Origin of the sequence: Rhodanobacter thiooxydans (assembly GCF_021545845.1) — a bacterium.
Taxonomy (GTDB): domain Bacteria; phylum Pseudomonadota; class Gammaproteobacteria; order Xanthomonadales; family Rhodanobacteraceae; genus Rhodanobacter.
This window is the reverse complement of the sequence record NZ_CP088923.1, coordinates 2,703,236-2,716,270: the sequence shown is the minus strand read 5'-3', so window position 1 is coordinate 2,716,270 and position 13,035 is coordinate 2,703,236. Positions and strand designations below refer to the sequence as shown.

The following is a 13,035-nucleotide window of genomic DNA, read 5'->3' as shown; positions in this document are numbered from 1 at the left end:
GCAGCTGTCAGGGGCGTACGCGATGTGTGCCAGCCTGGCCCATGTAGCGCCAAATGATCCTGCACCATGCTTCCGCTGGACTAGGTGTCCTGCCCTCGTTGCCTGGCTCAGATCGCTCAGCATGAGGTTCAAACATCTAGCGGCTCATCGACGGGGTTGATGGAGGGCTGGCGGGTTCTGGACCGGGTTCTGCTGCCTGTTGTCATTGCACCGTGGCACACTACGTGGCGCAACCTCACCGATGAGGCGTGGAAGTCGGTACAGTCGCACGTGGGAGATCATCAGGTGTCATTTTCACTCAGCTCTCTAGAGTGCGATCGCTGCATGGCTACCTTCCCTGGCAATGTTCTTCTTGTCAGCCAACGAGTTTACGTACTGTCCACAGGGGCGGAACTGCCTGTTAGGCAGAAGCTGGGTTGGTGCTCTCAGTGCCAAAATACGGCCGCCATCGAGAATCTGGATCCATCTGTACCGGAGCAGGAACTACAAGACATTCGGGAAAGTCGCTTGGCGCGTGAGGGTGAGCTGAAAGATCGACTTCGAGTGTTCTTTCGACGGCCACGGAATGACGTCAAAAGCTGGGATCAAGACGAGCAGATCTTGACGCAAACGATCATGCTGCTGGCATTACGTCATAACGATCCGCATTGTCTGAAGTGTGGGAGTCCAGACGTCATAGAGCTACCTCCTTTCACCGCGGATCTCTCGGGACGCCCGGTCAACACTGGTTTCGCTCATCCCGGCTGCTTCGGGCGCTTATGGTTCTCTTTCGATCCCGACATGCGGGTGGCAGTCGTCCCTAAGCGCGTCGCTTATGACCAGCAAGGTAAGCAGATAGGCGGTGACCAACCGAGCGTGCCAGCATGAATCCAATCGCACGCGCACAGGTAGATGCACGTTTAGGGGGCGATGGTTACGCAATTGACGCCGCACTGTCTGGCGGAATGGGCGATGTATGGTTGTTATCGCGCCACGAGTCACCCAAAGACCCCAGGTTCGCAGCGCGCGTGGCGGTCAAGACCTTCCACGCTGATGTCCCCGAAAAGATGGTTGTCAACGAGCTCACTAACTGGCTTGGCCTCCGCCACCCCTTGATCACGCGTTTGCTGGCGATTGACTATGTTAACTGGCGGCTCGCCGCGGTTATGCCACGCATGGAGGGCTCGCTTTACGAAGTCATCGTTAAGAAGCCATTTGAGCCGACTGTCGCCAGCCGCATTGTGCGAAACGTTCTCTTTGCACTGGAGTTTGCCTTTGGTGAGTTAGGCATCTACCACTTGGATATTAAGCCGCAGAATATCTTGTGGATCAATAGCCCGGCAAACATAAAGGTCGCCGACTGGGGAATCTCTCGGCTCGTCAGCGCCCGCGCCGTGACAACGTGGTTGAGTGACGTGTCAATCACATTTACCAGCGTCTCTGGTACGCCCGGTTATATGGGGCCCGAGCGCTTCGATCCAGACTGGCCTGTAACAGCCGCGGCCGATCTGTACTCTCTCGGACTAGTCGCCAGCGAATTGGTCGCAGGAGCCTTTGTGTCAGACCTTATTCGAAAGCATGGTTTCAACGAGCGCGGAGTAGCTGCTGTGAATGGTGCTGCGACTCACGTCGCCAGTCAAATGGGAGGCTCTCTGGGTAACTTCATTACCCAATGCACGGCTCTGGAGCCTCATCTCAGACCCGCATCGTTTACAGAAGCACTCCGGATGTTTTCGATCTCGTGATGTCACAGGAGCTCGACGCATGCCATCACAGACGCCATTGTCAATCTCAACCTCTCAGGTGCTTGCCGAGGTCGTCGACTTAATGATTCAGGCGAATAATTATCGACGCATTAATCGAATCGAGGATTTCAATCGTATCCGCCAGCATGTCATTGCACTAGCCGTTCCAGTGCTGGAAACGACGACGACGATTGACGGAAGCACCTTCACCTTGATCGACGCACTAACGGATTTGGGCTCGCGCCCACGAGCAGTCGTCGCACTGGAGCGCGCCGAGCACGTTCTCACAGATGACAACCCGAACATACGTCAGCGTCTCAGGCAACTGATCGAGGAGACAAATCTTGGACCGCCCGCCGACGGCGAAGCGACCCTTGATGTCTGCCGGTTCTACGCATGTCAGGCATGTGGACGGCTTCAACAGACCTTCGCAATTGGATGCCCTTCTTGCGGCTTCCTACCCAGCACACCTCGTGAGATTGCTGTCGCGACGTTGCTTACTCACCCTCTTTTGGAAATGAATCTGGTCGTCGCCGTAGCTCAGCACGTGAAAAACGGTGAAAAGTTCAAGGATTTCTTTCCAGATCTAGATGGCAAAGTAACCCAACGCATGGCGAGCCAAGGCTGGCCGGTGTATCTGGAGCGCCAGCAACAAAAAATTGCAGAGGCGGGTGTCGACTGGCTGCTGACCCTACCTGAGGCGTCGTGTTGCTCTCGGTGTCAGCTCTCTTTGCCCGCGTCAGACGCGACGGTCTGCTCGAAGTGCGACACGTGCATCGACTTCCCGCCGATGCAGCGTGCCTTTATTGCAGCTGATCGGCTGATCAGCCTGATTGAAGACTTCATTCTTCTTGACCCCTCTGATGGAGCCAAGCAAATGCTTAGCTCCATCATCACGATGCGGGACCAAGCGTTTTTCTACCAAGCCATCCCTTCTCTAGAGAGCCTCATGGTTTTTCGAAACTACTGGGAGGGCCAAGTTGATCTGTGGGATTGGGATCTCGAATACGCGTTTCGCGTACGTGACGGACAGTTTGTATCGGGCAGAAACAAGGGTGAGCATAATGCCCTCAAGGGGGCCAAAGCCAAGGAGTTCGCAAGTGAGCTATCTCTATTCAACCGCTGGCTCTTTAACGAAACCGCCATCGCGTAATATCTAGTGCCCTAAGTCGCTGACTCTAAGATTCGCAGCGCTGTAGCAGATTGCCCTACTCGAATCCGGCAAAAGACTAGTGACCCGTCAGTTCTCGCTCGGATTCCACGAAGTCCTTAAACCACTTCCACTTTGCCTGCGCGCACGGACCAAGGCTGGAATCCTTGGCTTTGTACGCGGCCGTAACCGCATACTCGCTGTAGGCTGTCGCAACATCTCTTCCAGTTTCAAGCCCGGCATAGTATTCGTGCAATCCGTTGACCATGAGAACGCCGTCATATTCGATACACATCCGACCAGCCCTTCTTGCTGAGTACGTATGCCAGCGTTTAGCAGCCGCTGCCGTTAACTCAATGCGAGGTAACTTCGTCGTTGTCTCCAGTTTGTAAGCGTTTTGATACGCCTCGCCTACGATATTGGATGGCGTGTGCCAAACCTTTCCCACGTCAATGCCTCCCCGCAGCAGATAACCCTCGGTCGCAAAGCGGTGGCTCAGCTGGATTGCGCGCATGGTGACCGCCGCCAAGCCATCGTAAGAGGGAAATTCGTGCTCGAAATCTGTTATGGGTGCACTGAGAATGATGCAATCCGACACGTACATGTGGGACGGAAACAGCCGCCGCGGGACTTTCCTCGATACGAGTTCATCAAGCGCGGGGACAGTCCCTTCCAGGAGACAAATCAGGTCTTGTAGTTGTTGATGTATTGCGATGTCGACAACTGCGCTCTCGACAATCTTTCCAAAGCCTAAGACATCAACGAACGCGACAGCGCGTTCTTCGAATTTAATTTTCGGCATACCCGACATCCCCCGCCTCGAGGGGCGGCGCGGTTTAGAGTCCGGAGTCAAAGGTGCCGCTCAACCTATAAGCGAACGCTATCACGGGGAGCCGGATGGCGTTCTGGTCTAGGTTCTGTAGGCGTTGCGCCAAGCAATCAATTACGATTCGAGCCCGGGTTGCGCATAGTTTCAACGAGTGTGATACGCGATGCAAACGCATCGGTTCGAAGACAATGGCTGCCGATCAGCGAGTGCAGGCTGCGACCAAGCCTGGAGGTGGACGATGCCTTCGAGCCCACGCGCATCCCTGCAACTGCCAGGGATATACGCGATGGGTGCCAGCTTGGCCCACGTAGCGACGGATGGTCCTGAACCATGCTTCCGCTGGACTGTGGCCCTTCGCCCTAGTGGGGCGCCTACAGGCGCCCGTTGGACATCTGGACCACGATCCGTGGAGAGGCGCCCATGGCGCGCATAGACGGTCTGGGATGGCTTAAGGCTTACCCCGGGATGACTACCTGCGTGAGCGTCTCAGGGCCGCACAGGACGAGGACACGGCCGCTGACCAGGCCGCCAGGGTTGCGTCTGAATTCTTCGTGGCGAACCCCAGCCACGGCTTTTGGGCACCGGTTCGCTGCTGCGCGGCAACCTGTGGGAGTGCACCGCCATGCCGGAAATCCGCACGGCGGCCAGCCGGCTTGCGCAGGCGCTGTCCGGGCTGGAGAGCACTGCAGATCTGAATTCCTCGACGCAAGGCTGACTCGATAACGGAAATATGACGTTTGGACGTCCAAGCCGATACCTCATTACGATATATCCACATGCCAACTTGCGATTTCACAGCGCGCTTTACCCACCGCTAGCTTGATCGTTCCACTCGAAACGGGGAGACCAAGACGATGAACTTACGTACCGCGCTCGTGGCGCTTGTGGGCACACTGCTGACGACGTCCGTCCTGGCCAAGAACGTCACCTTGCTCAATGTGTCCTACGACCCGACCCGTGAGCTCTACAAGTCCGTAAACGCCGCGTTCGCTGCGCAATGGAAGGCCGAGCATGGCGACACCGTGACGATCCAGATGTCTAATGGCGGCTCGGGGAAGCAGGCGCGTTCCGTGGTGGACGGCCTCCCCGCCGACGTTGTGACTCTGGCACTGGCGTACGACATCGACGCCGTGGCTGATCACGGTCTGCTCGACAAGAACTGGCAGCAACGCCTGCCCGACAACGCTTCGCCGTACACCTCCACCATCGTGTTCCTCGTTCGCAAGGACAATCCGAAGGGCATCCACGACTGGAACGATCTCATCAAGCCAGGCGTGCAGGTGGTCACACCCAATCCGAAGACCTCGGGCGGCGCCCGCTGGAACTTCCTGGCCGCCTGGGGCTATGCGCTCAAACAGCCCGGTGGCAACGAGGCGAAGGCACGGGCTTTCGTCAAAACACTGTTCGAGCACGTGCCCGTGCTGGACACCGGTGCGCGCGGTGCGACCAACACGTTCGCCCAGCGCGGTATGGGTGACGTGCTCTTGGCGTGGGAGAACGAGGCTCTTCTCGCCAAGCGCGAACCAGGGGGCGACCAGTTCGAGATCGTGGTGCCCTCGATCAGCATCCTGGCCGAGCCGCCGGTGGCGGTAGTGGACAAGAACGTCGACGCGCATGGCACCCGTGCCGTTGCCGAGGCGTATCTGAAATTCCTGTATTCGCCACAGGCGCAGGAGATCGAGGCGCGCAACTTCTACCGTCCGCGTTCCCAGGCCATCGCCGCGAAGTACGCAGCCCAGTTCCCGAAGGTAAAGACGTTCACCCTGGCGGATGAGTTCGGCACCTGGCGCAAGGCACAAGCGACGTTCTTCGCGGACTGCGGTGTGTTCGACCAGATCGGGCCGGGCCACTGAGCATGCGCCATCGCGTGCTTCCAGGCTTCGGTCTCAGCCTCGGGTACGCGTTGGCGTACCTGGGGCTGATCGTGCTGCTGCCCCTGGCCGCGTTGGTATGGAAGGCCAGCGGCATCGGTCTGCAGGGCATGGTGCATCTGCTCGCCGCTCCGCGCACGCTCGCTGCACTCAAGCTCAGCTTCGGGGGCGCGCTGGCGGCCGCGCTGATCAACGTGGTGGTCGGCTTGCTCGTTGGCTGGGCACTGGTGCGCTATCGATTCCCAGGGCGGCGCCTGCTGGATGCGCTGATCGACCTGCCGTTCGCCTTGCCCACCGCCGTTGCCGGCATTGCGCTGACCGCGCTCTATGCGCCGAACGGCTGGCTTGGGCGCTGGCTGGAGCCCCTGGGCATCAAGGTCGCCTACACCCCGTGGGGCGTACTTCTGGCCATGGTGTTCGTCGGGTTTCCGTTCGTGGTGCGCACGCTGGAGCCGGTGCTCCAGTCCCTGGAGCGTGATGTGGAGGAGGCTGCCGAAAGTCTGGGTGCGACGCGCTGGCAGACCTTTACGCGGGTGATCCTGCCGCTGCTGATACCAACGCTTCTCACCGGCTTTGCCCTGGCACTGGCGAGAGCGGTCGGCGAATACGGCTCGGTGATCTTCATCGCCGGAAACATTCCTATGCGCTCGGAAATTGTACCGCTGCTGATCGTGCAGAAACTCGAGGAATTCGACTACGCCGGCGCCGCTGCGCTGGGCGTGGTGATGCTGGCGTTTTCATTCCTGCTTTTGGTGCTGGTTGCGCTACTGCAGCGTTGGAGCCGGCGCTGGGCGGAGCGCGCCGCATGAATGCTCCGCGTCATAGCCCCCGGAGGGGCACAGGTCGTCGGCTCGGCCATGCGCTCATTATTGTGTCCGCAAGCCTATTTCTGGGCGTCTTCCTACTTCTGCCGCTTGCCTCGGTGTTCGTCGAGGCCTTTCGCCAAGGCGCGCACGCCTATCTGACCAGCCTGCACCAGCCAGAGGCGTTGGCAGCCATCCGGCTAACCCTGCTGGTGACGGTGATCGCGGTGCCGCTCAACCTGGTGTTCGGCGTCGCCGCGGCCTGGGCGATGACCCGCTTCGAGTTCCGCGGCAAGGCGGCACTGGGCGCACTGATCGATTTGCCGTTCTCGGTCTCGCCGGTGATCTCGGGCCTGATCTATGTGCTGTTGTTCGGTGCTCAGGGCTGGTTTGGTCCGTGGCTGGTTGCACACGGCATTCGGGTGATCTTCGCCGTGCCGGGCCTGGTGCTGGCCACCGTGTTCATCACGCTACCCTTCGTGGCGCGCGAGCTGATTCCGCTGATGCAGGCGCAAGGCAGCGAGGAGGAAGAGGCCGCTCGCATCCTAGGTGCCAACGGGTGGCAGCTGTTCTTACGCGTGACATTGCCGAACATCCGTTGGGCACTGCTGTACGGCGTATTGCTCTGCAATGCCCGCGCGATGGGCGAGTTCGGCGCGGTATCGGTGGTCTCGGGTCATATCCGTGGCCTCACCACCACGCTGCCGCTGGAAGTGGAGATGCGCTACAACGAATACGACTATGTTGGTGCCTTCGCGGTCGCCTCTTTGCTGGCTCTGCTGGCCCTGCTCACCTTGGCCCTGAAGGCCCTGCTCGAATGGCGTTACCGGGGCGAACTCGCCGCGCATGCGCCGGGCGGCCACTGAGACCACGCCATGTCGCTAGTCATCGATAACCTCAGCCGCCGCTTTGCCGATTTCGCCGCACTCGACGACGTCAGCCTGCACCTGGCGCCCGGGGAATTTCTGGCCCTGCTCGGTCCATCCGGCTCGGGCAAGACCACACTCCTTCGCATCCTTGCCGGCCTCGACTATCCGGATGAGGGCAATGTGCGCCAGGGGAATCGCGACTTTCTGGCGGCAGGAGCCCGCGATCGCAATGTCGGGCTGGTATTCCAGCATTACGCGCTGTTCCGTCACTTGACTGTGCGTGAAAATGTCGCCTTCGGCCTTCGGGTCAGGCCGCGCCGTACACGGCCGTCCAAGGCGCAGATCCGTGAACGCGTGGAGCGCCTGCTCAAACGCGTCCAGCTCGAGGATTTCGGCGATCGCTACCCCACCCAGCTCTCGGGTGGCCAGCGCCAACGGGTCGCTCTGGCGCGGGCCTTGGCCGTGGAGCCCGAACTGCTCTTGCTGGATGAGCCGTTCGGTGCGCTGGACGCGCAGGTTCGCGTGGCGCTCCGCCGCTGGTTGCGCGAATTGCACGAGGAACTGGGTCTCACTACGGTGTTCGTCACCCATGATCAGGAAGAGGCGCTGGAGCTGGCCGACCGCATCGCTGTAATGAATCGGGGACGCATCGAACAAGTCGGGACGCCGCAGGCCATCTATCAGGACCCGGCCACCCCTTTCGTGTGCGAGTTCATCGGACGGACCAATCGCATCCCGCTGAATCGCGTCCGCGAGGGTTGGGCTGCCGGTGACTGGCCGTTGGCGATGGATCCCTGGGGCGGGCGTTATCAGCACGCAGTGGCTTACGTGCGGCCGGAGCATCTGGTTTTGGTCGTGCCGGAGGGGCAACCGTCATGGAGCGCGCGGTTGCGGCACGTCTATCCAGCGGGAAGCGTGACCCACCTCGATCTGCAGGTTGCCGAGATCGATCTCGGCCTGGAGGTCGACGTCGCCAGCGAAGACATTGCTCGTTGGGGCTGGCAATCCGGCGCCATCTTGCGTGTCGCACCCCAGCAACTGGTTGCGTTTTCGATCGAGAGCGACGCGGGCACCACGGTAGTCCGCGATCGCTGGACCTGGCGCCCACCCGACCTCTGTTGAGGCGCAAGACCTCCCCATGAACCGCGATCCGGCCAAGCGCCGGATCGCGCGGGACGGCGTGCGCCTGCGTCGGCCCGTCGACGGTTGCAGCTTCACGCTGCGGCGTGGCAGGCGCCACCAGAAAAGGGAAACCCCATGAAAAAGACGACACTGATGGCCGCCTTGGCGATGGCGATCCCGGCCGTGGCAAACGCTACCGGCGCTGCGGCGGGCAGCCACGACTTCACGGGCAACTGGCCGACTCACTATGTGTTCGACGATGGCACCGATCTGGGCCTCACGCTCAAGTATCAGTACGACGTCGATCGCTTCTCCATGGTGTCACGCACGATCCAGTCCTTAACGTGCGACGGTGTGGGCTCGGCGATCAGTCGGTGGCCGTCCCACTGGATGGACGAAGTCGAGGCTCTTTACCAGGGTAGCGGTGAGCTGGACCTTGATGATCTCGCGCTTGGCTGCGGACACCTTACTTATGGGGGCGTTTTCGGACATCGGAGGAGGGCCGGGAAGGAGCGCGACGCGCATATCTCGACCGCTGCTGTTTTGTGTCTCCGGTATGTCTCCCCCCAGTTAGACATCTTGCCACCCCTTGGCCCTTTGAGCAGGGTGGCAAAATGGCTCTGTTGAGCCATTTGTCTCATTTGGGGCAGGGCGGGCGGACACCCACTGATGGGCTCTTTGCTCACTCTTAATCAATTGGTCGAAGGTTCGAATCCTTCACGGCCCACCAATCCAGAACGCCGATCGCCTGCGATCGGCGTTTTGCTTTCCGCGGTGCGAAAGCTTCGCATCGGCACACTGGCGCCGTTACTGTGCTTGTGCAGAGGGCTGGTGCAACCGTAGAATGGTCCGCTTTCGTATAAGGGAATCATCGACTTAGGCGAGCGTAGCGGTGGGGCGCCTACAGGGTGCCCCGGCAGGCGACAATCGGTTTCAGAATCCGATGGTTACGCGCGTCTGGCGAGGGTGGCAAGGCGAGAGTGGCGGAATTGGTAGACGCACCAGATTTAGGTTCTGGCGGTTAACCCCGTGGGGGTTCGAGTCCCCCCTTTCGCACCATGCCCCGCTGATTCCTTGGTTTTTCTGGCGGCACGACCGCCCTGGCGCCGACGACAGGCCCACAACATCAGGTAGTACCAGGAGACGTCATGCAGGTTTCGGTTGAGAACATCGGCACGCTCGAGCGCAAGCTCACGGTGAAATTTCCCGCGGAGCGGTTCGAGACGCAGGTGAGCGCACGCATCGCGGAGATGGGCCGCACGGTGCGCCTGAAGGGTTTCCGTCCGGGCAAGGTGCCGACCACGGTGATCAAGCAGCGTTTCGGCGACCAGGTGCGTGGCGAGGTGTTGTCCGAGCTGATCGGCAGCACGCTGCGCGAGGCGGTGCAGCAGGAGAAGCTACAGCCGGTCGCGAATCCGGCCATCGACACCACCGGCAAGCCGGAGAACGGCGAGATCGCCTATACCGCGACGTTCGAGATCATGCCGGAGTTCCCCGCGATCGATGTCGCCGGCCTCGAGATCACCCGCCCGGTGGCGGTGGTGACCGACGCCGACATCGACAAGATGCTGGAGACCCTGCGCCAGCAGCGTCGCAGCTTCGACGAGGTGGATCGGGCCTCGGCCGAAGGGGACTTCGTGATGTTCGAATACTCGGCCGAAGCCGGCGACTACCGTTTCCCGGCCGAAGGCCTGGAGCGTGCCGGCAGCGTGCTGGGCTCGGGCACCCTGTTCAAGGCGCTGGACGAGGCGCTGATCGGCCGCAAGGCCGGCGATGCATTCGAAACCGCGATTGACTTCCCGGGTGACTTCCGCAACGCGGAGTTGGCCGGCAGGACCGCCAAGGTCAGCTTCAGCATCCTGAAAGTGCAGGAGCCGAAGCTGCCCTCCGTCGACGCCGAGTTCGCCAAGTTGTTCGGCATTGCCGACGGCGACCTGGAGACGTTCCGCAAGGAAGTTCGGGCGAACCTGGAACGCGAACTGAAGGCAGCGCTGATGGCGCGTCTGAAGTCCGAGGTGGCGGAGAAGCTGGCCACGGCGCACGCAGGGCTGGACGTGCCGAAACTGATGGTGCAGTCCGAAGCGCGCAGCATGGCCGCCGGCAGCGTGCCGCAGGGCCAGCAGCCGCCACCGCAGCTGATCGAGGCCGTCATGCCGATCGCGCGCCAGCGCGTGATCGCCGGCCTGCTGATGGGCGAGATCGCGCGCAAGCAGGAGATCAAGATCGACCGCAAGCGCGTGGCCGAGCAGCTGGCGGCGATCGCCTCCACCTACGAGGAGCCGGAGAAGGTCATTGAACTCTACAACGGCGACCCCCAATTGATGTCAGGGCTGCAGAACCGCGTGATGGAAGACCAGGTGGCCGAGTGGGTGGCCGAGCACGCCAACACCACCCAACTGGACCTGAGCTTCGACGACGTGATGCGCCCAGCCAACGCCTGAGCAATCGGGCCCATCGAGCGGAGAAGCTGCAAACATGGCCATGGATCCGATCCAGAACCTCAATTTGGTACCGATGGTCGTCGAGCAGACCGCTCGCGGCGAGCGCTCCTACGACATCTACTCGCGGCTGCTGAAGGAGCGGGTGGTGTTCCTGGTGGGCGAGGTCAACGACCAGGTCGCCAACCTGATCGTTGCGCAGATGCTGTTCCTGGAGTCGGAGAATCCAGACAAGGACATCAACTTCTACATCAACAGCCCGGGCGGCGCGGTCACGGCCGGTCTGGCGATCTACGACACCATGCAGTTCATCAAGCCGAACGTCAGCACGATGTGCATCGGCCAGGCCTGCAGCATGGGCTCGTTCCTGTTGATGGCCGGCGCCAAGGGCAAGCGTTTCGCCCTGCCGAACTCGCGCGTGATGATCCATCAGCCTTCCGGCGGCGCGCAGGGCCAGGCCACCGACATCGAGATCCAGGCCCGCGAGATCCTGTATATCCGCGAGCGCCTGAACAAGCTGTATGTCCAGCACACCGGCCAGACGCTGGAGAAGATCGAGGCGGACATGGAGCGCGACCGCTTCATGAGCGCCGCCGACGCCAAGGCCTACGGCCTGATCGACGAGGTGCTCGACAAGCGTGCCGGAGAAACGGTGAAATCGGCCTGATTTCCAGGTTTTAACCCAAGGTCGCGGGATGGGCTCTGCGTCTGCCTGCAGACGCGGGGCCCTGTGCTATTCTCGCGGCGCATTCAGATTTACCAGCGGGATCGAGAGTATGAGCGACGACCGGCAGGGGCGTTCCAGCGACAGCGGCAAGATTCTCTATTGCTCGTTCTGCGGCAAGAGCCAGCATGAAGTGCGCAAGCTGATCGCGGGTCCGTCCGTGTTCATCTGCGACGAATGCGTGGAGCTGTGCAACGACATCATCCGCGAGGAGCTGGAGGAAAAGGCGGCTTCCGGCCGTACGCAGCTGCCCAAGCCCAAGGAGATCCGCGAATCGCTGGATCAGTACGTGGTCGGCCAGACCCGCGCCAAGAAGGCGCTGGCGGTGGCGGTGTACAACCACTACAAGCGGATCGAGTCGCGCCAGAAGAGCGATGACATCGAACTGGGCAAGTCCAACATTCTGCTGATCGGCCCCACTGGCTCGGGCAAGACGCTGCTGGCTGAGACGCTGGCGCGCCTGCTCAACGTTCCATTCACCATCGCCGACGCCACCACGCTGACCGAAGCCGGCTACGTGGGTGAGGACGTCGAGAACATTATCCAGAAGCTGCTGCAGAAGTGTGACTACGATGTCGAGAAGGCGCAGTCGGGCATTGTCTACATCGACGAGATCGACAAGATCTCGCGCAAGAGCGAGAACCCGTCGATCACCCGCGACGTATCCGGCGAAGGCGTGCAGCAGGCGCTGCTGAAGCTGATCGAGGGCACGCTGGCCTCGGTGCCGCCGCAGGGCGGGCGCAAGCATCCGCAGCAGGAATTCCTGCAGGTCGACACCAAGAACATCCTGTTCATCTGCGGTGGCGCGTTCGCCGGGCTGGAAAAGGTCATCCAGCAGCGTTCCGAGAACACCAGCATCGGTTTCTCGGCCGAGGTGCGCAGCAAGGAACGCACCGAGAACCTGGGCAAGGTGCTGGCCGACGTGGAGCCGGCCGACCTGGTGCGCTTCGGCCTGATCCCGGAGTTCGTCGGACGCCTGCCGGTGGTGGCCACGCTGGACGAGCTGGACGAGGCGGCGCTGGTGAAGATCCTCACCGAGCCGAAGAATGCGGTCACCAAGCAGTTCAAGCGGCTGTTCGAGATGGAGGAGGTGGAGCTGGAGTTCCGCCCCGAGGCGCTGCAGGCGATCGCCCGCAAGGCGCTCAAGCGCAAGACCGGCGCGCGCGGCCTGCGCACCATCCTGGAACAGGTGCTGCTGGACACGATGTACGAGCTGCCTTCGCTGGAGCACGTCAGCAAGGTGGTGGTGGACGACGCGGTGATCGAGGGCCAGGCCGAGCCCTACCTGATCTATCGTGGCAACCTGCAGCAACGGGTTGCGAGTGACGGTGGCGGCGCCGCCTGATTTCCTGCCTCGGCGGTGCTGACGACGGCTCCGGCGGTTTCGCCGGGGCCGTTCTGTTTTGGTCGGCTGACTTGAGTAGGCTCCCGACCGCCTCCACTTGACGAGTTGCAAGGCCCGGCGCAGTGTCGGGACGAAACCAGATCCAAACCCGAGGGACTCT

13 protein-coding genes and 1 tRNA gene are annotated in these 13,035 nt (G+C 61.3%); 13 read left to right on the top strand and 1 reads right to left on the bottom strand.

Annotation, left to right across the window (positions count from 1 at the left end; all coding sequences use genetic code 11):
• Positions 1–324 precede the first annotated feature (324 nt).
• The 3 genes from LRK53_RS12205 to LRK53_RS12195 are packed head-to-tail and all read left to right on the top strand — an operon-like array spanning position 325 to position 2,877.
• Positions 325–867 (top strand): hypothetical protein, encoded by a 543-nt coding sequence (locus LRK53_RS12205; protein ID WP_185754615.1) that lies wholly within the window; start codon positions 325–327, stop codon positions 865–867.
• Positions 864–1,724, top strand: a complete 861-nt coding sequence (locus LRK53_RS12200) for a serine/threonine-protein kinase (protein ID WP_081666593.1) — start codon at positions 864–866, stop codon at positions 1,722–1,724. Before LRK53_RS12205 ends, LRK53_RS12200 begins: the two co-directional genes overlap by 4 nt.
• A gap of 19 nt (positions 1,725–1,743) precedes the next feature.
• Positions 1,744–2,877 (top strand): hypothetical protein, encoded by a 1,134-nt coding sequence (locus LRK53_RS12195; RefSeq protein ID WP_185754616.1) that lies wholly within the window; start codon positions 1,744–1,746, stop codon positions 2,875–2,877.
• A gap of 76 nt (positions 2,878–2,953) precedes the next feature.
• Here the strand turns inward: LRK53_RS12195 and LRK53_RS12190 are convergent, their stop codons facing one another.
• Positions 2,954–3,676 (bottom strand): hypothetical protein, encoded by a 723-nt coding sequence (locus tag LRK53_RS12190; protein WP_185754617.1) that lies wholly within the window; start codon positions 3,674–3,676, stop codon positions 2,954–2,956.
• Positions 3,677–4,277: 601 nt separating this feature from the next.
• Here LRK53_RS12190 and LRK53_RS12185 point away from each other — a divergent pair.
• The 10 genes from LRK53_RS12185 to clpX all read left to right on the top strand — a co-directional run bounded on the left by LRK53_RS12185 (position 4,278) and on the right by clpX (position 12,875).
• Positions 4,278–4,418, top strand: coding sequence for a hypothetical protein (locus LRK53_RS12185; protein WP_185754618.1), 141 nt, complete (start codon positions 4,278–4,280; stop codon positions 4,416–4,418).
• A gap of 139 nt (positions 4,419–4,557) precedes the next feature.
• The gene (locus LRK53_RS12180) at positions 4,558–5,556 is read left to right on the top strand and encodes a sulfate ABC transporter substrate-binding protein (RefSeq protein WP_027492325.1); all 999 of its coding nucleotides are present in this window, start codon (positions 4,558–4,560) and stop codon (positions 5,554–5,556) included.
• 2 nt (positions 5,557–5,558) lie between these two features.
• Positions 5,559–6,383, top strand: a complete 825-nt coding sequence (cysT, locus tag LRK53_RS12175; protein WP_037089374.1) for a sulfate ABC transporter permease subunit CysT — start codon at positions 5,559–5,561, stop codon at positions 6,381–6,383.
• A complete protein-coding gene (gene cysW, locus LRK53_RS12170; protein WP_027492327.1) occupies positions 6,380–7,243 on the top strand; it encodes a sulfate ABC transporter permease subunit CysW in 864 nt (287 codons plus the stop codon). Before cysT ends, cysW begins: the two co-directional genes overlap by 4 nt.
• A 9-nt stretch (positions 7,244–7,252) precedes the next feature.
• Positions 7,253–8,368: a sulfate/molybdate ABC transporter ATP-binding protein gene (locus tag LRK53_RS12165; protein WP_037089376.1), complete on the top strand. Its 1,116-nt coding sequence runs from the start codon at positions 7,253–7,255 to the stop codon at positions 8,366–8,368.
• Positions 8,369–8,503: 135 nt separating this feature from the next.
• Positions 8,504–8,995, top strand: a complete 492-nt coding sequence (locus LRK53_RS12160) for a hypothetical protein (RefSeq protein ID WP_185754619.1) — start codon at positions 8,504–8,506, stop codon at positions 8,993–8,995.
• A 347-nt stretch (positions 8,996–9,342) separates the two neighbouring features.
• Positions 9,343–9,427 (top strand) — tRNA-Leu (locus LRK53_RS12155).
• 89 nt (positions 9,428–9,516) lie between these two features.
• The gene (gene tig, locus LRK53_RS12150) at positions 9,517–10,809 is read left to right on the top strand and encodes a trigger factor (RefSeq protein WP_027492329.1); all 1,293 of its coding nucleotides are present in this window, start codon (positions 9,517–9,519) and stop codon (positions 10,807–10,809) included.
• A 34-nt stretch (positions 10,810–10,843) separates the two neighbouring features.
• Positions 10,844–11,473 (top strand): ATP-dependent Clp endopeptidase proteolytic subunit ClpP, encoded by a 630-nt coding sequence (clpP, locus tag LRK53_RS12145; RefSeq protein WP_008434771.1) that lies wholly within the window; start codon positions 10,844–10,846, stop codon positions 11,471–11,473.
• A 109-nt stretch (positions 11,474–11,582) separates the two neighbouring features.
• Positions 11,583–12,875, top strand: coding sequence for an ATP-dependent Clp protease ATP-binding subunit ClpX (clpX, locus tag LRK53_RS12140; protein ID WP_027492330.1), 1,293 nt, complete (start codon positions 11,583–11,585; stop codon positions 12,873–12,875).
• The last annotated feature ends 160 nt before the right edge of the window (positions 12,876–13,035 follow it).

Bases quoted from the DNA above. Each gene is read 5' to 3' on its own strand.
- LRK53_RS12205 (WP_185754615.1), top strand. From the start codon at position 325: ATGGCTACCTTCCCTGGCAATGTTCTTCTTGTCAGCCAACGAGTTTAC.
- LRK53_RS12200 (WP_081666593.1), top strand. From the start codon at position 864: ATGAATCCAATCGCACGCGCACAGGTAGATGCACGTTTAGGGGGCGAT.
- LRK53_RS12195 (WP_185754616.1), top strand. From the start codon at position 1,744: ATGCCATCACAGACGCCATTGTCAATCTCAACCTCTCAGGTGCTTGCC.
- LRK53_RS12190 (WP_185754617.1), bottom strand. From the start codon at position 3,676: ATGCCGAAAATTAAATTCGAAGAACGCGCTGTCGCGTTCGTTGATGTC.
- LRK53_RS12180 (WP_027492325.1), top strand. From the start codon at position 4,558: ATGAACTTACGTACCGCGCTCGTGGCGCTTGTGGGCACACTGCTGACG.
- cysT (WP_037089374.1), top strand. From the start codon at position 5,559: ATGCGCCATCGCGTGCTTCCAGGCTTCGGTCTCAGCCTCGGGTACGCG.
- cysW (WP_027492327.1), top strand. From the start codon at position 6,380: ATGAATGCTCCGCGTCATAGCCCCCGGAGGGGCACAGGTCGTCGGCTC.
- LRK53_RS12165 (WP_037089376.1), top strand. From the start codon at position 7,253: ATGTCGCTAGTCATCGATAACCTCAGCCGCCGCTTTGCCGATTTCGCC.
- LRK53_RS12160 (WP_185754619.1), top strand. From the start codon at position 8,504: ATGAAAAAGACGACACTGATGGCCGCCTTGGCGATGGCGATCCCGGCC.
- tig (WP_027492329.1), top strand. From the start codon at position 9,517: ATGCAGGTTTCGGTTGAGAACATCGGCACGCTCGAGCGCAAGCTCACG.
- clpP (WP_008434771.1), top strand. From the start codon at position 10,844: ATGGCCATGGATCCGATCCAGAACCTCAATTTGGTACCGATGGTCGTC.
- clpX (WP_027492330.1), top strand. From the start codon at position 11,583: ATGAGCGACGACCGGCAGGGGCGTTCCAGCGACAGCGGCAAGATTCTC.